This window comes from Nocardia sp. SSK8 (assembly GCF_037034205.1).
Taxonomy (GTDB): domain Bacteria; phylum Actinomycetota; class Actinomycetes; order Mycobacteriales; family Mycobacteriaceae; genus Nocardia.
The window spans coordinates 217,674-235,356 of record NZ_JBAGKD010000008.1 but is presented as its reverse complement, the minus strand read 5'-3'; the positions used below and the strand labels follow the sequence as shown (position 1 = coordinate 235,356).

Annotated in this window: 19 protein-coding genes, 1 tRNA gene and 1 pseudogene; 5 read left to right on the top strand and 16 right to left on the bottom strand. The window is 69.1% G+C overall.

The features are described 5' to 3' along the window. The 10 genes from WA675_RS17775 to WA675_RS17730 all read right to left on the bottom strand — a co-directional run. Positions 1-938 (bottom strand): homocysteine S-methyltransferase family protein (locus tag WA675_RS17775; RefSeq protein ID WP_336085701.1); only part of this gene is annotated, 938 nt, incomplete at its 3' end. A 62-nt stretch (positions 939-1,000) separates the two neighbouring features. Beyond that, positions 1,001-1,978: a carbohydrate kinase family protein gene (locus WA675_RS17770; protein WP_336085688.1), complete on the bottom strand. Its 978-nt coding sequence runs from the start codon at positions 1,976-1,978 to the stop codon at positions 1,001-1,003. Then, the gene (gene metK / locus WA675_RS17765; RefSeq protein WP_336085687.1) at positions 1,975-3,189 is read right to left on the bottom strand and encodes a methionine adenosyltransferase; all 1,215 of its coding nucleotides are present in this window, start codon (positions 3,187-3,189) and stop codon (positions 1,975-1,977) included. Before metK ends, WA675_RS17770 begins: the two co-directional genes overlap by 4 nt. Further along, a complete protein-coding gene (locus tag WA675_RS17760; protein WP_336085686.1) occupies positions 3,186-3,638 on the bottom strand; it encodes a DUF5360 family protein in 453 nt (150 codons plus the stop codon). Before WA675_RS17760 ends, metK begins: the two co-directional genes overlap by 4 nt. Then, positions 3,635-4,831 carry an aminotransferase class I/II-fold pyridoxal phosphate-dependent enzyme gene (locus WA675_RS17755; protein ID WP_336085685.1) on the bottom strand — a complete coding sequence of 399 codons (1,197 nt, stop codon included), beginning with the start codon at positions 4,829-4,831 and terminating at the stop codon, positions 3,635-3,637. The genes WA675_RS17760 and WA675_RS17755 overlap by 4 nt, the downstream gene beginning before the upstream one ends. Positions 4,832-4,874: 43 nt before the next feature. Next, on the bottom strand, positions 4,875-6,035 hold the full coding sequence (locus WA675_RS17750; RefSeq protein WP_336085683.1) for an acyltransferase family protein: 1,161 nt from the start codon (positions 6,033-6,035) through the stop codon (positions 4,875-4,877). Positions 6,036-6,073: 38 nt separating this feature from the next. Further along, complete coding sequence (locus WA675_RS17745) at positions 6,074-6,949, bottom strand: class I SAM-dependent methyltransferase (protein ID WP_336085682.1); 876 nt, start codon at positions 6,947-6,949, stop codon at positions 6,074-6,076. A gap of 9 nt (positions 6,950-6,958) precedes the next feature. Beyond that, positions 6,959-7,294 (bottom strand): DMT family transporter, encoded by a 336-nt coding sequence (locus WA675_RS17740; RefSeq protein ID WP_336085681.1) that lies wholly within the window; start codon positions 7,292-7,294, stop codon positions 6,959-6,961. Between the two features lie 179 nt (positions 7,295-7,473). Further along, positions 7,474-8,655 (bottom strand): MAB_1171c family putative transporter, encoded by a 1,182-nt coding sequence (locus WA675_RS17735; RefSeq protein WP_336085680.1) that lies wholly within the window; start codon positions 8,653-8,655, stop codon positions 7,474-7,476. A gap of 28 nt (positions 8,656-8,683) precedes the next feature. Then, positions 8,684-9,133: an XRE family transcriptional regulator gene (locus WA675_RS17730; RefSeq protein WP_336085679.1), complete on the bottom strand. Its 450-nt coding sequence runs from the start codon at positions 9,131-9,133 to the stop codon at positions 8,684-8,686. A gap of 143 nt (positions 9,134-9,276) precedes the next feature. On the opposite strand from WA675_RS17730, the gene WA675_RS17725 reads away from it, so the two are divergent. Beyond that, positions 9,277-9,915 (top strand): ScbR family autoregulator-binding transcription factor, encoded by a 639-nt coding sequence (locus tag WA675_RS17725; RefSeq protein ID WP_336085678.1) that lies wholly within the window; start codon positions 9,277-9,279, stop codon positions 9,913-9,915. A 7-nt stretch (positions 9,916-9,922) separates the two neighbouring features. Here the strand turns inward: WA675_RS17725 and WA675_RS17720 are convergent, their stop codons facing one another. Next, entirely contained in the window at positions 9,923-10,357 is a 435-nt protein-coding gene (locus WA675_RS17720; protein WP_336085700.1) for an ImmA/IrrE family metallo-endopeptidase, read from the bottom strand. Further along, the gene (locus WA675_RS17715) at positions 10,354-10,848 is read right to left on the bottom strand and encodes a hypothetical protein (protein ID WP_336085702.1); all 495 of its coding nucleotides are present in this window, start codon (positions 10,846-10,848) and stop codon (positions 10,354-10,356) included. Before WA675_RS17715 ends, WA675_RS17720 begins: the two co-directional genes overlap by 4 nt. Between WA675_RS17715 and WA675_RS17710 the strand changes: the two genes are divergently transcribed. Together WA675_RS17710 and WA675_RS17705 are read left to right on the top strand one after the other, a co-directional pair. Beyond that, positions 10,735-11,427, top strand: a complete 693-nt coding sequence (locus tag WA675_RS17710) for a PadR family transcriptional regulator (RefSeq protein WP_336085677.1) — start codon at positions 10,735-10,737, stop codon at positions 11,425-11,427. The two genes, WA675_RS17715 and WA675_RS17710, sit on opposite strands and share 114 nt — an antisense overlap. Further along, positions 11,398-11,482, top strand: a tRNA-Leu gene (locus tag WA675_RS17705). Before WA675_RS17710 ends, WA675_RS17705 begins: the two co-directional genes overlap by 30 nt. A 393-nt stretch (positions 11,483-11,875) precedes the next feature. Here WA675_RS17705 and WA675_RS17700 read toward each other — a convergent pair. Then, a complete protein-coding gene (locus tag WA675_RS17700; protein ID WP_336085676.1) occupies positions 11,876-12,517 on the bottom strand; it encodes a TetR/AcrR family transcriptional regulator in 642 nt (213 codons plus the stop codon). Positions 12,518-12,612: 95 nt separating this feature from the next. Here WA675_RS17700 and WA675_RS17695 point away from each other — a divergent pair, with 95 nt between their 5' ends. Further along, on the top strand, positions 12,613-14,163 hold the full coding sequence (locus WA675_RS17695; RefSeq protein WP_336085675.1) for an FAD-dependent monooxygenase: 1,551 nt from the start codon (positions 12,613-12,615) through the stop codon (positions 14,161-14,163). A gap of 100 nt (positions 14,164-14,263) precedes the next feature. On the opposite strand, the pseudogene WA675_RS17690 reads toward WA675_RS17695, so the two are convergent. Together WA675_RS17690 and WA675_RS27405 are read right to left on the bottom strand one after the other, a co-directional pair. After that, positions 14,264-14,953: pseudogene (locus WA675_RS17690) on the bottom strand (zinc-binding alcohol dehydrogenase family protein); the annotation flags it as partial. 93 nt (positions 14,954-15,046) lie between these two features. Next, entirely contained in the window at positions 15,047-15,817 is a 771-nt protein-coding gene (locus tag WA675_RS27405) for a CHAD domain-containing protein (RefSeq protein ID WP_442945653.1), read from the bottom strand. Between the two features lie 7 nt (positions 15,818-15,824). Between WA675_RS27405 and WA675_RS17685 the strand changes: the two genes are divergently transcribed. After that, on the top strand, positions 15,825-16,967 hold the full coding sequence (locus tag WA675_RS17685) for an MFS transporter (protein ID WP_336085674.1): 1,143 nt from the start codon (positions 15,825-15,827) through the stop codon (positions 16,965-16,967). Positions 16,968-16,973: 6 nt separating this feature from the next. Here the strand turns inward: WA675_RS17685 and WA675_RS17680 are convergent, their stop codons facing one another. After that, the gene (locus tag WA675_RS17680; protein WP_336085673.1) at positions 16,974-17,681 is read right to left on the bottom strand and encodes a TetR/AcrR family transcriptional regulator; all 708 of its coding nucleotides are present in this window, start codon (positions 17,679-17,681) and stop codon (positions 16,974-16,976) included. Between the last annotated feature and the right edge of the window lie 2 nt (positions 17,682-17,683).

Below are 17,683 nucleotides of genomic sequence, written 5' to 3'. Positions count from 1 at the left end.
GCGAACGGCACCGCGGAATACACCGAGGACACGCTCGGTTCCGGCCGCGGCGCGACCGTGCTCCGGGACACCTCCCGCACCGCCGCCGCGACCTCCCGAATGTGCTCGGGCGTCGTCCCACAGCATCCACCGACCAGGGCAGGCCCGAACTCCACCACGAACCCCGTCAGGGCGGCCGCCAATTCCCCGGGAGTCAGCGGATACTCCGCCCCGGCGGCGCCCAGCACCGGCAGCCCGGCATTGGGCATCACCGACACCGGAATCCGCGCGTGCCGCGACAGGTGCCGCAGATGCTCACTCATCTCGTTCGGCCCGGTAGCGCAGTTCAGGCCGATCATGTCGATACCGAGGGGCTCGAGCGCGGTGAGCGCCGCGCCGATCTCCGAGCCGACCAGCATGGTGCCGGTCGTCTCCACCGTGACATGGGTGATGATCGGAATCCGGCGCCCCGCCCGCGCCATCGCCCGGCGGCTCCCGGTGATCGCGGCCTTGACCTGCAACAGGTCCTGGCAGGTCTCGACCAGAACGGCGTCGGCGCCGCCGTCGAGCATGCCGAGCGCGGCCTCGGTGTAGGCGTCACGCAACTGGGCGTACGGCGCGTGCCCCAGGGTCGGCAGTTTGGTGCCCGGGCCCATCGAACCCAGCACATAGCGCGGGGTGCCGTCGGCCGAGGGACCCATCTCGTCGGCGACCTCCCTGGCGAGCCGGGTGCCCCGCTCCGACAAGTCGCGAATCCGGTCGGCAATGCCGTAATCGGCCAGGTTGGGCAGATTGCAGCCGAAGGTGTTGGTCTCCACCGCATCCGCGCCCGCCGCGAAGTACGCGCGGTGGATATGGCGCAGCACATCGGGCCGAGTGTCGTTGAGGATCTCGTTGCACCCTTCCAGCCCGCGGAAATCGTCGAGGGTCAGCTCCGCGTCCTGCAGCATGGTGCCCATCGCGCCGTCACCGATGACGACGCGACGGGCCAGGGTCTCCAGCAGCGAGGTGTCGAACCCCGTCACGGTCGGCCCCACAGCGCGCCGATGTCCTCGGCCGCCTCGGGCCCGAAGGCACCGGTGATCCGCTTGACGGCGACGTCGCGATCCCACCGCCACCCCTGCGGTCCGCTCGCCTCGAGCACGAGAACCGCCACCGCGGAACCGAGTTCGGCCGCACGGCGCAGGTCGGCACCGCGTGCACGCCCGAACAGGAATCCCGCCCGGAACCCGTCCCCGACACCGGTCGGGTCCACCTTCGCGTTCTCCGGGACCGCGGCCACCCGGGTCACCGCGCCGTCGCGATCGGTGATCTCCACACCGCGGGCGCCGAGCGTGGTCACCCGCACGCACCCGTTCCGGATCACCTCCGCCGCCGTGACACCGGCCTTCGATTGCAGCAGGCCCCATTCGTACTCGTTGCTCAGCAAATATTCCGCCCCGTCCAGCAACTCCCGGATCTGCGCGGGCTCGAGCCGGGCCAGCTGCTGGGACGGGTCGGCCACGAACGGCAGCCCCAGCTCACGGCACTCGGCGGTGTGCGCGAGCATCGCCGCCGGATCGTTGGCGCCGATCACCACCAGCTCCGGACGCCCGAACCGCGCCACCAGCTCCGCGATCGAGATCCGCGCGGCCTCGGCCATGGCACCGGGATAGAAGCTGGCGAGCTGGGCCATATCGTCGTCGGTCGTGCAGGTGAAGCGCGCGGTGCGCTCCTGGTAGGACACCCGCACGCCGCCGGTCTCCACGCCGTGCCCCGACAACCACAGCTCGTAGTCGCGGAAATCGGTGCCGACCGCGGCGGCCAGCACCGGCCGGTGCCCGAGCACACCCAGCCCATAGCAGATATTGCCCGCCACGCCACCGCGCTGCACCACCAGATCGTCGACCAGGAAGCTCAGCGACACATGGTCCAGATGATCGGGCAGCAGCTGCTCGGCGAAGCGCCCGGGGAACTTCATCAGATGGTCCGTCGCCACGGACCCGGTCACCAGAATCATGTGACGGCGTCCTTCAGCGCGTCGGCGCGGTCGGTGCGCTCCCACGGCAGATCCAGGTCCGGGCGGCCGAAATGCCCGTAGGCGGCGGTGGGCCGGTAGATCGGGCGCAGCAGATCCAGATCCCGGACGATCGCGCCCGGCCGCAGATCGAAGACCTCCAGGATCGCCGCCTCGATCCGCCGCGGATCGAAGTTCTCGGTGCCGAAGGTCTCCACGAACAGCCCCACCGGCGCGGCCTTGCCGATCGCGTAGGCCACCTGTACCTCGAGCCGGTCGGCGAGCCCGGCCGCGACGGCGTTCTTGGCGACCCATCGCAGCGCGTAGGCCGCGCTCCGGTCCACCTTGGACGGGTCCTTGCCGGAGAACGCGCCGCCACCGTGGCGGGCCATGCCGCCGTAGGTGTCGACGATGATCTTGCGACCGGTCAGCCCGGCGTCCCCCATCGGGCCACCGATCACGAATTTGCCGGTGGGGTTGATCAGCAGCCGCACATCGTCGGTGGCGATATCGCCCGGCAGCTCGGCGAGCACCGGTTCGACCACCTGGGCGCGCAGGTCGACCGCCAGCAGCGCGTCCAGGTCGATCCCGGGCGCGTGCTGGGTGGAGATGACCACCGTGTCCAGCCGCACCGGCCGGTCACCGGCGTATTCGATGGTCACCTGGGTCTTGCCGTCCGGGCGCAGATACGGCACCGTCCGGTCCTTGCGGACCGCGGTCAACCGCCGGGACAGGCGGTGCGCCAGGGCGATCGGCAGGGGCATCAGCTCGGGGGTGTCGACGGTGGCATAGCCGAACATCAGCCCCTGATCGCCCGCACCCTGCCGCGAGATCGGGTCGTCGTCCCCGTCGACGCGGGCTTCGTAGGCCGCGTCGACGCCCTGCGCGATATCGGGTGACTGCGCGCCGATCGCGACATTCACCCCGCAGGTGTGCCCGTCGAATCCGGTGGCGGAGCTGTCGTAGCCGATCGCCAGCACCGTCTCGCGCACGAGTGCCGGGACATCGACGTAGGCCGTGGTGGTGACCTCCCCCGCGACATGCACCTGGCCGGTGGTCACCAGCGTCTCCACCGCCACGCGGGCGGCGGGGTCGGCGGCCAGCAGCGCGTCCAGGATCGTGTCGCTGACGGCATCACAGATCTTGTCCGGATGTCCCTCGGTGACCGATTCACTGGTGAACAACCGGCTGCCCTGCCACGTCTGGGCGTTCATACCGTCTCCTTCTCGGTGGTGTCGGCACCCCGGAATTGCGCGGCCACTTCCGCGGTCGCCTCACGATCGAAGACGAGGATGCCGAAGACCAGGGCGGGAACGATCATGAGCATCGCGTTGGACGCCCACCAGGCGAAGTTGAAGTCGCCGTAATAGGCCCAGAACGAAATGGCCATGAATCCGGCGCAGAAGGTGAGGGTGAGACCCACCGTGAGGACCAGCCAGCCCAGCCGGTGCCGGATCCGCACCAGGTACACCCCGGCGAATCCGAAGACCGAGGCCGCCACGTCCAGCGGGAAGAACGACCAGTTCCACGCCTGGACAATGGGATTGGTGTAGTCGCGGAACGCCGATTCCTTGGGGATGGCGTTCACCGCCACCGCGACCCAATAGAGCACGAGCAGAGCATCGGTGACAAGCAGGAGGATCTTTCCCACCTTCAACCTCACGAGGCACTCCTTTCCAGAGTGAATTGGTTGTGCAGAAAATTGATCAGCTCGGCCGTGTCGCGGAGCTGGGCTTCGGTGTGCAGCCGGGACAGGAAGAACCGCACCCGGGTGGCATTGCGCGCCACCGCCGGATACGAGATCGGGAACACCCGCACGCCCGCCTGCTGGCAGTGCAGGGCGAAATCATTGACCCAGTCGTGCCGGACCAGCAGCGGAATGATCGGCGTCTGCTGGCCTGCCCCACCGAGCAACCGGGTGCTGAACAGGCGCGACTTGTGCTGGACGTCGGCCACGTACTCGGGGTGCTCACGCAGCAGCCGCAGCGCCTCGAGCGCCGCGCCAGCGGCCGGGCCGGGCAGACCGGTGGAGAACATGAACCCCGGACCCGAGATCCGCAGGTAGTCCACCAATTCCCGGGAACCGCTGATGAATCCACCGCAGCTGCCCATGGTCTTGCTCAGCGTGCCCATGAGCACGTCGACCTCGCGTACATCGACACCGAAGTGCTCGCAGACACCGCGCCCGGTCGCGCCCACGGTGCCGATCGAGTGCGCCTCGTCGACGTAGAGCACGAACTCGAAACGCCGCTTCAGCGCCAGGATCTCCGGCAGCGGCGTCAGGTCGCCGTCCATGCTGTAGAGGCCCTCGACGCAGACGACCGTGCGCCGCCCCGGCTCGGCCTGCAGCAGCAGCCGTTCCAGATCGGCGACATCGTTGTGCCGGAACTTGCGCACCTCGCCGCCGGACAGCCGCGCGCCGACCTCGATGCTGTTGTGCGCGTATTGATCGCACAGCAGCAGGTCCTGCGGGCCGAACAGGTAGCCCAGCGTCATCACATTGGTGGCGTGCCCGCTGACGAACGTGACGGTGTCCTCGGTGCCCAGGAAATCGGTCAGCGACTCCTCGAGCTCGGTGTGGATATCGAGCTCGCCGGACACCATGCGGCTGGCGCTGGTCGAGACACCGTAGGTGTCGATGGCCCGCTTCGCGGCCGCGCGGACCTGCTCGTTCTCGCCCAGACCGAGGTAGTCGTAGGTCGAGAAGTTGACGACGGAGCGGCCTTTCGACCGGTAGCTGTGCACATTGCCGTGCGGCAGGCTCTTCAGGTAGGCGAACGAACCGTCGCTCTCGGTGAGTCCGCTCTTGAATGTCAAGAACGCGTCGTATTCCTCGGTCATCCAACGTAGCGCCATGGCGGCGTCTCCTTCATTCGTGACGGGTACCGGGCCGCGCCGCTCACTGCGTGAACGGCCGCTCGAAGATGCGATAGAAGAGGTAGGAGAGAATCAGGGCCACCGGCACCGCCGCCGCCAGCAGCGCGCCGAACATGAGGGGTTTGTCCAGGTCGTTGCCGCCCAGGCACAACCACACGATCATCACGATCGGCGGATGGATCAGGTAGAGGCTGTAGGAGAACCGGCCCAGCCGCTCGAGCGTCGCCGCCACCTGGCCGCCCAGCGAGGTCCGCGCGGCGGGAACCGCCTCCACCGGCACGTCCCGGACGGGCAGGAATCCGAGGATCAGCGCGCAGATCGCCAGGGCGACACCGAGATCGAAGGCGGGCAGGACCGCTTCGACGCGGGCGAAGCCCACCCCGACGGCCACCGCGAGCAGCGTCGCCAGACTCGCCCCGGCCGCCCACCGCACCGTCCTCCTGACCTCCGCGGTCAGCGCGAACCGCATCCGCGCCGCGGCACTCGCGGTCACCATGCCGAGGAAGAAGTACAGGATCAGCCCGAAGAAGAAGGCGGGCGCGTCCGAGGAGATCATCACGTAGGCGATCAGCCCCGCGACCCCCGTCGCCACGACGGCCGTCCCCCACCGGGCACCGACCCGGCCGAGCAGCCAGATGAACAGCGGGAACATCAGGTACAGATGGAATTCCGCGGCGATCGACCAGTGCGCGTAGTTGATCTTCGTGTAGTCGACCAGGTCCTGCAGGAGCAGGGAATGGGTCAGCAGCGAATTCCAGGTGACCGGCAGGGAGATGTCCCACTGGCTGCCGGTCATCTCGGCGGCCACCGTCACGCCGATCACGGCCGAGAGCACCATCGCCGCGTAGTACGGCGGCAGGATCCGCCTGCACCGCCGTTTCAGGAAGCCCAGCGTGGTGTAGGCGTCGCCCCGGCCGATCCGCGCGGCCTGCAGCGAGTAGCCACTCACCACGATGAACGCGATCACGGCGAAATGCCCGTGATACAGCCAGCTGGTCAGCCAGTACAGGATCCCGTCCGGATACCGGCCGTAGCCGAGTGGCGGCTCGGCGGCCGGCCACACCTGGAACCAGATGTGGCTGATGAGAACGTAGAATGCGCAAATTCCGCGCAGGCCGGTCAGATTCGCCCACACCGATTTGGGCATGACGGAGCGCTGCGGCGACGTAGTCGTCGTTGTCATGATCGAGCCTTGTTCTCTCTCGCACGCCGAATCCGGTATCAGGCGTGCGCCGTGACAATCGAATAGCGATGCACGATGGGAACATTTCGTGGCCCGAGCGCCTCGATCCGTTTCCGCAATCCGTCGAGGAGATCGTCATACAATTCCGGCGCGATGGCGTCGAGATATCCGGAGGCGACCCCGGATTTCGTCAGGTAGGCCAGGATATCGTCGGTATCGCTGTCGGTCCGTCCCGATTCGGCGTCGAGCGATTCGATCACCCGGCCGTTGTCCGGCACGATACGCCGCGCGATATACGCGCCGTCCTTGGGAAGTTCGAGCCGGATGGCCCGGCGCAGCAACCGCGGGTCATCGGTGATCACATCGAGCAGAATCGCCTCGAGTTCGGCCAATGTTCCCTTGCGGTTCTCCATGATGCCGAGAAACGCGCCCGGCTGGAGCACCCGGGTCAGTTCCCGTTTCAGCTTGGGGTGATTCATGTAGCACACACCCCAGGCACACACCAATGCGCCGACCGAGTTCGGCGGCTGCGCGGCCAGATACTCGAGCGCGTCGCCGACCACGTAATCGACGCCGTGCTCCCCGGATTCGGTCTTGCGCCGGTTCTCGGCGAGCATCGCCTCGGAGATGTCCACGGCGGTGAGCACGCTGTCCGCGCCCAGGTTCTCCGCCAGCGGCACCGTGATGGCCCCGGTCCCCGCCGCGAGCTCGACGAGGTGCAGGCCGGGGCGCGCCAGTTCCGGCCAGGGCAGCAGTCCGCGGAACTGGCGGGCCGCGGCCTCGAGATTGTGCGAGTAGTACTCGTCATAGGTGTCGGCGACCTTCTGATAGTCGCCCCGGACATCCGAGTACTGTCCGCGCGCGGAATAGGTGAGGTGTTTGACGGCGGTCCGGACCTTGTTCAGGACAATCATGATCAATCCTTAGTGAACGTTCTGGTTTCCCAGATTTATCAACACCACGCCGCCGATGGTCAGCGCCATACCGGCCAGCGTTGTCAGCCCGAGGTTCTGCTTGTAGACGATGGCGGCGAGGACGGTCAGCAGAACCGTTCCGATCGCCGACCAGAGGGCATAGGCGATGCCTACCGGCAGCTCTCGCAGCGTCATACTCAAGGCGTAGAAAGCGCCGCCGTACCCGATGACGACGATGGCGATCGGGCCGGGATTCTTGAATCCGTCGGTCGCCTTCAACGCCATCGTCGCGGCGACCTCGCAGGTGATCGCGACGAGCAGGTAGATCAGCGCCACCCGTGACATTTTTCCCCTTACTTCCGGATCTCAGGTGCGAGAAGAATCGGTGCCCCCGCACGAGCCGACACTAGCACGAAACAGGTTGCTCGTCCTGTTATGAGTTTTGAATCATGCTGATCATCCTGTTTCTCACTTCTGTTGTCGCACAGCCACTTTCGATCTGCGTACGCGAAACCTGCGGCCCGTCAGGCCGCGCAGTCGCTGAGCACCGGTTCTTCCCAACGATTCTCGAACTCGACGGCCGCGCGCGCGTCGATCGTCCGGGCGAGTGCGGTGAAGAAGGCCACCTCGTCTGCGAGGTCACCGGACAGGGCGTGCACGGCCGGTTTCATGTGGACCACCCCCGGCGGGTCACCACTGCGCTCGGCGCGCAGCGCGACCCGCAGCCAGCACGCCGTCTGCGACACCCGCGGATTCGCCGTACCGGCCGCCACCGCCGCGGCCGCCGCCACCGCCCGCGCGGAGACGTACCCGCGCAGCGCCAGCAGCGCGTCCTGCGACTCGACGAGCATCCGGTGCACCCCGAGACCGGGTTCACCGGCGAAGTACGCCCAGCCACCCGCCCGTGAGGTCGACGGCGCCATCGTCACCTCCGGCACCGCCGAAACCAGCCGGGACCACAGGGGCGAGAGCCGCCACAGCGCCCGGAGCTTGCGTGTCGCACGCGCGAGACGGTCGGCGAAGGGCACCTGCGTGGCGACCGCGTAGCCCGCGCCGCCGAGCCCGACCAGCAACGGCGACAGCTCGTGCAGCGGCCGGAACCGGGTCAGGAAATACAGCAGATCGGCGATCCAGCCCAGGCACAGCAGGACCGCACCGGCCCCGAAGGTCAGCAGCGAGACACGCAGCGCGCCACGCGCGTCCCGGCGGCCGTGCGTCCAGCACAGCAGCGCGCAACAGCTCCCCGCCGCGAGGTGCGCGCCCGCCAGCACCACCAGATAGACCGCGCCGCCGGACAGCCCGCGGTCGTCGTAGATCTCGGCGCCCGCGCCGTGTGGCAGCACGAGCACATCCAGGGCCACCAGCACCACCGCCGCCGCGGACATGAGCACCCACAGCGCCGGGATCAGCCGCCGCGCACCGGCCACCGTCGCGCTGAAGCGCAGGATCGCGGTGGCGGCGAGCAACCCGAACAGATCCCCGATCAGCCGGGTCCACGCTCCGGCGATCGCCGCGCAGGATTCGGCGACCAGCGACAGGTCGAACGAGTACGCCACCGCCGCGGCGGCAACCGCCAGCCACAGCGGCCGATGTTCCGGACGGCGCAGCACCCCCGGCAGCCGCAGCACCGTGACCGCCCACATCACCAGCGCGGCACCGGTTTCGGCGTGCCGCCCGACCGCCGCCAATCCCCCCACTGTGTCCATCGGATTCCCCCCCGGCCGGATACGTCCGTCACTCGGGCCCGGCGACGGGCTCGTCCACCGGCGGCAGGCCCTGGAGCTCACGGATGTGATCCAGGACCGCCGCGACCGTGGCGAGTGATTCGTCGTTGAGCCCGACCGCGCGAAGTGCGATGGCGTGCACGCCGGTGTGCCGCGCCGCTTCCAGTACTGCCTGATGCCGCGGGGTCGGTCCCGCCACGGATGGTTCGGTCAGATGATCGCCGGGAACGCCGAAGAACCGGCACAGGGCCGCGAGCAACCGGGGTGCCGGATTCGCGCGCCTGCCGGTGCGCAGCGCGGACAGATACGCCCCGCTGACCCGGACCGTGGGGTCGATGCGCTTGATCTCGGCGGCGACGTCGTCGTTGGTCCAGTACCGGCCACCGGGCCGGGACGTCCGGAACAGCACGTCGAGCCGCTCGGCCAGGAGCGCTCGGTGCTGCGACCCGGCATCCGTCATGCCGCGAGCCTAACCCACCCCGTTGAGAATTTCATCTGGGAGCGCGCTCAGTCGAGTCGGCCGACTGGGCGCCACGCCCGGGCGTTCAGCGCTACCGTGACCAGTACTATCACCAGCTCAGCTAGTCGACGGGAGTGGCGCAAGTGGTCCAGCAGGAGCGGGCGGTCGCGACGCGAAATCAGATCGTCTGCGGCGCCGCCGAGGTCTTCGACCGCGAGGGTTTCGCGGGCGCGACCATGGGCATGATCGTCGCCGCGGCGGGCACCACCCGGGGCGCGCTGCACTTCCATTTCAAGACCAAGGAGGAGCTGGCGCGCGCGGTGATGGCCGAGCAGAGTCAGCGCGAACTGGAGACCATCCAGAAGCTCGCCGACGGGGACACCCCCGCGATCGAGCAGATCGTCATGCTCGCCCACGAGATGGCCCGCATGGTCATCACGGATCCGATCGTGCGCGCCGGGGCCCGACTGTCGCTGGAGCTGACCTTCGTGGACAGTCCCAAAGAGCCCTATCTCGGGTGCATCATGGCCTGCGAGGACATGATCCGCCGGGCGATCGACGAGGGCGACATCATCGACACCGTCTCGCCGCCGGAGCTGGCGCGCTTCACCATCTCGGCGTTCATGGGCGTGCAGCTGGTGTCGACGGTGCTGACCGAACGCCGGGATCTCGAGCAGCGCGTCGACGAGATGTGGGAGACCCTGCTGCTCGGCATCCTGCCCGGCCCCAAGCGCCGCAAGGCCGATCGGGTGCGCGCCGCGCGGTGGCATTCCGCGCACTGACCGGCCGTCACCACCGTCCGAATTCGAACCCGAGCGCCTGTCCCATCGTCCGGGTCCGCTCCGAGCGGGCCAGCCCCGCCAGGGTCCGGTGCTGCCGTTCCAGCAGCAGGGTGGCCGTCGTCTCGGCCTCGAGTTCCTCGACCGGATCGTAGTCGGCGTGCCCGCCGCTCAGGCCGGTCAGCCCCCGGTGATCCCAGATCAGGTGGCCCAGCTCGTGGGCGATGAGATGCTGCTGATGCAGCGGCGTGGTGTCCCGCTCGTAGACGATGTAGTCGGCCTCGCTGGCCCGCACCAGCATGGCGTGAATGTTGTTGGACGGCATCGTCATCGAACTCAGCACGACCGGACGGGCACGCCGGGAACCGAATTCGGCGCAGAGCTCGTGCAGGTCGACCGCGCGAAGCCCGGTCTCGGCCAGCCGCCGACGGCAGCGCTGCCTCATCGCGCGGTGGAATCTCCGGTCCGCGGCCCATCCGTTCCGCATAGCACCACCTTCCCCCTCGGCACCGCCGCCCGGCCCCGGACGTGCGCGACATAGCGCACCGTGAACACCATCGGCACCACGAAGACGAGCACCTGCGCGCCCACCCGCGCCACCGGCTGCGCGTGCGCGAGCGCCGCCAGCACGACGCTACCGACGGTGAAGGAGACCGTCCACACCGCGGCGAGCACCGAAGTCGTCCGGCGGAACAGCGGCTGGGTCCAGACCTCTTGCGGGGTGGTCTGTTTCGCGATACCCAAGGTGAACGGCGTTCCGGCGGCCAGTGATCCACCGGCCAGCAGGGCCAGCACCGCGCTCGACAGGGCGGGAGTGTAGTCGTGCAGCGCGGTCTCCGGGGCGAGGAAGGCGAGCACGGTGAGCACCACGAAGAACACGGCCGTGCCGAACTCGAGCACGAGCGCGTCGAACCCCACTCCCCCACGCCGCCGCATCGCCACCTCGGCCTGCTGGCCGAACGCCCCGCCAGCGGCTACGACCTCCTCGGCCGCTTCAAGGAATCCCTGGCCAACGTCTGGCCCGCCACCCAGAGCCAGATCTACACCGAACTCACCAAGCTCGCCGCCACCGCCCGCATCACCGTCTCCGACCACGGCCCCCGCGGCCGCAAGGAATACACGATCACCCCCCAGGGCCGCGCCGACCTCCACACCTGGCTCACCGACCCCACCCCACCACCCCCCGCTCGCAACGAAACCCTCCTGCGCGCCTTCTTCCTCGACACCCCTCACCCCCGAAGAAGCCACCACCTACCTCACCACCCTCGAATCCCGCTCCACCACCGCCCTCACCACCCTCCAGACCGTCAAGTCCACCACCGACTGGACCGACACCCCCCTGGCCACCAACGGCCGCCTGGCCCTCGAATGGGGCGAGCGCTTCCACCGCATGAACCAGGAGTGGGCACAGTGGGCAAAACAGCAGGTCACCTAGGCGATTTGGATTCCTGCACCGCGTCGGATAATCTTTTGGCACACCAGCAAGTCCGGGTGGCGGAATGGCAGACGCGCTAGCTTGAGGTGCTAGTGCCCGTATTAGGGCGTGGGGGTTCAAGTCCCCCTCCGGACACGTTATTTACGCACACGGATGGTTTCGCTTCGGCGACAACCATCCGTGTGTTTTCGTTATTCGACAGCCTCCTGGTTCAAGGCCGTGCCCTCTGCGGCATTCTTCTCATCGAGCACCTACCCTGGCCGTCCCGCGCCGCGGATCAGCGACGACCGCGCCCTGGCAACAGTGCCGCGACGACCACGGTCCCGATGCCGAGTAAGACCGTGGCCACCAGACTTGTGTGCGAAACAGACTGGGAGAAGGCGTGTCGGCCACGGTCACCAGATCGGCGGCGGGGCCGGACATCCCGGCTTCGGTCAGTCGTTCGGCGCGACCGGACGACGGCGCGCTACGGCCGAGTAGTTGTGAGTTCCGGCCAACCTGAACCAGGCCGGGCTCCGCTCACAGAGTTCACCGACGTCGGCAGTCCGATCGTTTCTCGGCGGCATCGAGTGCGGGGGCGAGTGGTGCGAGTGAGGCGCGTAGCAGGTCCGGCAACGCGCCGGACGGCACGACCAGTCCCGTGGCGGCCGGGCTGGTGGGCTGCAACCATCGTTCGAGGGAGACACGAACCGCGGCGGCCACGCAGGCCGCGAGGACGTGGGCGGTGTGCGGGTCCACGTCTCCGAGGCGTTCGGCGATCGCGGCGGTGAGGGGATGTTCGATGGTGGTGGCGGCGTGGACGAACGCGTCACGCAGGGCGGGGCTGGTGGCGATCAGCAGCAGCGCGTCGCGCCCTGACTCGCCCTGGGTCGTGTACTGATCCACGATCGCGTCGATGACCGCGTCGGCGAGACGCACGGTTGCGGGCCGGGCGGCCACCGCCGCCGCGACCCGCGTTTCGCGTTCGCTGGTCACGGCGGCGACGATCGCCTGTTCGCGACTGGAGAAGTAGTTGTTGTAGGTCCGCGGTGAGACGCCGGCGGCCTCGGCGATGTCGTCGACGCGCACATTGCCGGGCCCGCGCTCGAGCGCCAGCCGAAGCGCCGCCGCACGCAAGGCCTCCCGGGTGGCCTGCTTCTTCTGTTCGCGCAACCCGCTCCGCTGTGTCACGGTCCCAGCATCTCACCATTGCATGCGTGCACGCAAATTTGCGTGCACGCATCTTTTGGCTCTAGCCTGGCGGCCATCGAACAGAAAGGACACTCGTGACTGTCGATGTTGTGATCAGCGGAGGTGGCCCCAACGGGCTGATGCTGGCCTGCGAGCTGAGTCTGGCCGGGGTGCGACCGCTGGTGTTGGAGCGGCTGGCCACACCGAGCGAGGAACCGAAAGCCAATGGACTGCTCGGCCAAGTCGTGCAACTGGTGGACCGCCGGGGCCTGTACGAGGCGCTTAGCGGCAGCGCGGCACCGCCGCGACCGAACTCCACCTCCTTCATGTTCGCCGCGATGGCGCTGGATCTGAGCCTGCTCGACGACAGCCCCCTCTACGGGCTGGCCGCCCCGCAGCACCGCATCACACAGGTGCTGGAACAGCGCGCTGTCGAGCTCGGCGCGCAGATCCGGCGCGGACACGAGGTCATCGGCCTGGCGCAGGACGACGACGCGGTCGTCGTGGACGTCGCCGGGCCGGACGGCACCTACCAGCTGCGCGCCGCGTATCTCGTCGGCGCCGACGGGGCGCACAGCCTCACCCGAAAACTGTCCGGCATCGGATTCCCCGGTGTCAGCTACGACCGCACGACCAGCCGGACGGCACACGCCACCATCCCGCCCGACTGGGTGGACCCGGCGACCGGCGCGTTGACCGTGCCCGGCTACGGGACCGTCCACCCGTTCCTGCCGCTGCGCACCGAGCACGGCGGATTCTCCTACGCGCCGTTCCCGGATCATCCGCCACTGATCAGCACCGTCGAATGGGACCAACCGCAGACCGACATTCCCATGAGCCTCGCCGAGCTCCAGGCCAGCATCCGGCGAGTGCTCGCCGCCGAGGTGCCCCTCGGCGCGCCCACCGGCCAGGGCCCGCACGTGCTGCGACGGCTCAGCGGCGGCAACACCAGGATCGCCGACCGATTCCGCGACCGCCGCGTGTTCCTCATCGGCGACGCCGCCCACATCTACACCGCGGGAGGCGGCCCCGGACTCAACCTCGGTCTGCAAGACGCGGCCAACCTCGGCTGGAAACTCGCCGCCACCCTCCTGGGCGACGCCCCGTCCGGGCTGCTGGACAGCTACGAGACCGAACGACGGCAAGCCGCCGCCCGCATGGTCACCTACGCCCAGGCGCAATCCGCGCTGATCGCCCCGGGCAGCGATGTCACCGCACTGCGCGCCCTGTTCACCGAACTACTCCGCGACCAGGACACCGTGCAGCGCCTCGCCGCCCTCACCGCGGGCGCCGACATCCGCTACGACATGGGCGGATCCGGCGCCCACCCGCTCATCGGCCGGTTCGCCCCGGACATGGAACTGCGCACCCCGAACGGGACGACCCGGCTGGCCGAGCTGACCAGGAACGCACGGCCGCTGCTCCTCGATCTGACCGGCGACGAACGGCTGGCGGAATCGCTTCCCGAATGGCACGACCGACTCGACATCGTCGCCGCGCAACCACAACCCGGAATGCCCGCCGCCCTGCTCCTGCGTCCGGATTGCTATGTCGCCTGGGCGTCCGAACCGGACGCCGCGGACCGACAGGCACTCCGCGCGGCACTGCGACGCTGGCTCCGCCCCACCGATTCCGTCGACCAGTGACCCGAAGCTATCGATCGCCGCAGTCGGCCGACGCCGCTTACGGAACCAGGACGGCGGCGCCGTCGAATCGGCCGAGGGACAGGTCGCGCAGGGCGTGGTCGGCGTGGTCCAGAGGTTCCGGGGCGGGGTCGGCGGCGCCCTGTGCCGAGTCGGCGCCGAGTTCCATGGCGAGGTCTCTGGCTGCCGCGTCGCGGGTCATCACGTGGACGCGGGCGCCGCGCGCGAGGGCGATCTGGGCGGTGAGATGGGCGCTGCCGCCGAAGCCGTAGATCCCGAGGACGCCGTTGTCGGGTAGCTCCGCCCGCAGCAGCGCGTGGTAGCCGATGACCCCGGCGCACAGCAGCGGGGCCAGATCCTCATCGCTGTACCCGGACGGGAGCGGCAGGGCGAAGTCGACAGGGACAGTCGCGAATTCGGCATATCCGCCGTCGGCGTCCCACCCGGTGTAGCGCGAGCGCGGGCACAGGTTCTCCGCCCCGCGCAGGCAGTACCGGCACTCCCCGCAGGTGTAGCGCAGCCATGGGATGCCGACCCGGTCGCCGATCGCGACGGCGGTGCACTCGTCCGGCACGGTGATCACCTCGGCAACCACTTCGTGTCCGGGTGTCACGCCGTCACGGTGGACCGGCAGGTCGCCTCCGACCACGTGCAGATCTGTGCGGCAGACACCGCAGGACAGGACCCGCACCAGCAGTTCGCCGGGACCGGGAACCGGAATCGGTTCCGTGCCGAACCGCAGCGGATCCGCAGACCCGACGGGACCGGGTCGGGTCACTCGCCACGCTCGCATCATGCCGCGCTCCGTTCGGGTACCGGTCGGGTCCAGCTCGGATACTTCACTGTCCCAGACCGCACCTCGCCGTTGGTTCCCGGTGGCGCCGGGCTAGGCCCGGACCACGATGGTCGGGGTTTCACATCGGGATAGCGTTCGGCGTACCCGGCGAGCGATTCGGCCAGGTCGGCTTCGGCCGAGCGGCGGCCGACTTCCCATCCGAACGCGGGAAGGTCCAGTGCGCTGGAATCGCTGAACGCGTGCAGCGCGACGAGTTCGACCTTGCGGAGGCGCCGGAGGTGGGGACGCGCAGTCGATTTCGCGGTGCACCAGGAGCCCGTAGGTGAAGGTGGACTCGCCCGCGTTCTCGGCTTCCCTGGTCAGCTGGATCAGGTGGTGCTTGGCCACCGCGGCGTCCTGGTGCTCGCCGAGCAGATCCTGCAGGGCCGCCAGACCCGCCGCGGCCTGGTCACTTCGGGACGGGTCCGACGCGCGCACCGACTCCAGGTAGTAGCGCGTGCGACGCACCGATTTCCGCAGATCGTGCATCGCAGCATCGACGGCGTTCCGGATCATCGTGGCGGGCAGCGACCTGCCCGTCCATGATCGTTTCCCGCTGCGCGTGCAGGTAGTCCGCCAGTAGTCCGCTGACCGTCGTTGTCGACGGCTCGGCCACCGGCCGGGTCTGGATGGGCGATGGTTCGGTAGGTCGCCGACGGAGGTGCGGCCACAGCGCGCCTGAACCAGACCGCTCGCCACCTGAGCCACGGTCACGGCGGATTTCCGCCGGTCACCCGGGGCGCGCGTCCCTACCGTCGATCGCGTGCGAATCGAAACGAGTGCCGAAGCGCCTGTCGGGGATCGGCTCCGCGGTCCTGTCATCCTGTTCATGGCGGTCGCGGCGGCCGTCGGGACATCGACCATCTATCCGCTGCAACCCGCGATCGCCGATGTGGCGGTGTCGTTGGGGACGCCGCTGACCGCCGTCGGGCTCGCGCTCGCGTGCGGGCCCGTGGGCTACATGGTCGGGCTCGGTCTTCTTGTGCCGCTGGTCGACCGCTTCTCTCCTCGGCGTGTCCTCGCCGCGCAGTTCGCGGTCCTCGCGGGTGTGCTCGCGGCCGGTGCCGCCGTCGGCACCGTCGCCGTGCTGGGCATGGTGGTCGGGGTGGTCGGGGCGTGTTCGGCGGTCGGGGCCGGATTGAGTTCGGTCGCCGGGCGGTTGGCGCCGCAGCGGCGGCGGGCGACGGTGCTGGGGACGGTGACGGCGGGGATCTCCGTCGGCATTCTCGCGGGCCGGATCGTGGGTGGATGGCTGGCCGACGAATTCGGCTGGCGCGGAATGCTGCTCGTGTTCGCGGCGGCCTGCGGCCTGCTCGCGGTGTGCTGCCCGCTGATGCTGCCCGCGGCGCCCGGTCACACCGAACGCGGCTATTTCGCGACCTTGCGTTCCCTGCCCGGCCTGTTCCGCCACCACGCGACCCTGCGCATCGCCGCGCTCCGCGGCTTCCTGTGGTTCTTCGCGTTCTGCGCGGTCTGGGCGGGCATCGCGGTGGCGCTGTCGGAGCCGCCATACTCCTATTCGGCCGAGCGGATCGGCTTGTACGCGCTGGCGGGTCTCTCCGGTGTCCTGGCCACGCGGTTCGCGGGCGCGCGAACCGATCGCGACGGTGCGCGGCGGGTGATCCTGGCCGGTCTCGTCCTGGCCGGGGGCGCCGCGGTCGTCCTGGGTTTCGGCCTGGCGAGCACGTTCGTCACGCTGGTATGCCTGGCGGTCTTCGACGCGGGGCTGTTCGCCGCCCAGGTGGCCAACCAGAGCACCGTCCTGGCGATCGACCCCGCCGCGCCCGCCCGCTTCAACAGCGCGTACATGCTGGTCTACTTCGTGGGCGGCAGCCTCGGGACCGCCTTCGGTGCCGCGTCCGCCGAATGGTTCGGGTGGCCGGCCACGGCCCTGATCACCGCCGCCGCCATCGCCGCCGCCGCGACGATCACCACCGTCACTCCCCTCGGCCGCCACCCCGGCACAAGGTAGTCTCGGTTACTTCGGGGCAGGTCCGAACAGGTCGATGACCGGAGTCTGTTCCTTCACGTCGACGCCGACATCGGCCATGGCGACGACGATGGTGTGCACGATCCAGCGCTGGAGGACGCGCGACAGTTCGTCGGCCGTCAGTGGCTGCATGCCGCGACCGAGCCAGCGGTTGACCGAGTTGTCCACCATGCCGACGAGACCGAAGGCCAAGGGTTCGGCGATGTCGGCCGCTCCCCCGTGGCGTTCGATGCTGCTCGCGAACAGGCGCGAAACCTGTTCCGCGACAGCGGTGCGGGCTTCCGAGACCGAGGTCGAACTGGTTGCCGCGCGTTTCGATCCGGCGGCGAGGAACCGGTGCAGGTGTGGATTGGTGACGATCCAGCCGAGATAGGTTTCGACGGCTCGGGTGACCGCGTTGCCGACCGTCCCCTCGGGGCTGAGCACCGGCGTCAGGCGCGTCATGAGTTCGGAGATGATCCGGATGCGGACGTGTTCGTCGAGGTCGTCGCGGTCGCCGAACAGCCGGTACACCACCGACCGGGGGACGCCGGCCCGCTCGGCGATGTCCTTCACGCCGACCTCGGCTCCGCCCTGGCGGATCGCCGTGACCGCGGCGACCAGGATCTGGTCGCGTCGTTCGGCCTTGTGCCCGTTCCAGCGCTGTGATCGACCGTCGGAAGTCGTGGTGCTCGGGGCGGATTCTGGGTTCGGCACAG

Excerpts from the sequence above, each read along its gene's own strand:
- WA675_RS17770 (WP_336085688.1), bottom strand. The coding sequence starts at position 1,978 with ATGATTCTGGTGACCGGGTCCGTGGCGACGGACCATCTGATGAAGTTC.
- metK (WP_336085687.1), bottom strand. The coding sequence starts at position 3,189 with ATGAACGCCCAGACGTGGCAGGGCAGCCGGTTGTTCACCAGTGAATCG.
- WA675_RS17755 (WP_336085685.1), bottom strand. The coding sequence starts at position 4,831 with ATGGCGCTACGTTGGATGACCGAGGAATACGACGCGTTCTTGACATTC.
- WA675_RS17750 (WP_336085683.1), bottom strand. The coding sequence starts at position 6,035 with ATGACAACGACGACTACGTCGCCGCAGCGCTCCGTCATGCCCAAATCG.
- WA675_RS17745 (WP_336085682.1), bottom strand. The coding sequence starts at position 6,949 with ATGATTGTCCTGAACAAGGTCCGGACCGCCGTCAAACACCTCACCTAT.
- WA675_RS17740 (WP_336085681.1), bottom strand. The coding sequence starts at position 7,294 with ATGTCACGGGTGGCGCTGATCTACCTGCTCGTCGCGATCACCTGCGAG.
- WA675_RS17735 (WP_336085680.1), bottom strand. The coding sequence starts at position 8,655 with ATGGACACAGTGGGGGGATTGGCGGCGGTCGGGCGGCACGCCGAAACC.
- WA675_RS17730 (WP_336085679.1), bottom strand. The coding sequence starts at position 9,133 with ATGACGGATGCCGGGTCGCAGCACCGAGCGCTCCTGGCCGAGCGGCTC.
- WA675_RS17720 (WP_336085700.1), bottom strand. The coding sequence starts at position 10,357 with ATGAGGCAGCGCTGCCGTCGGCGGCTGGCCGAGACCGGGCTTCGCGCG.
- WA675_RS17715 (WP_336085702.1), bottom strand. The coding sequence starts at position 10,848 with ATGCGGCGGCGTGGGGGAGTGGGGTTCGACGCGCTCGTGCTCGAGTTC.
- WA675_RS27405 (WP_442945653.1), bottom strand. The coding sequence starts at position 15,817 with ATGACAGGACCGCGGAGCCGATCCCCGACAGGCGCTTCGGCACTCGTT.
- WA675_RS17685 (WP_336085674.1), top strand. The coding sequence starts at position 15,825 with ATGGCGGTCGCGGCGGCCGTCGGGACATCGACCATCTATCCGCTGCAA.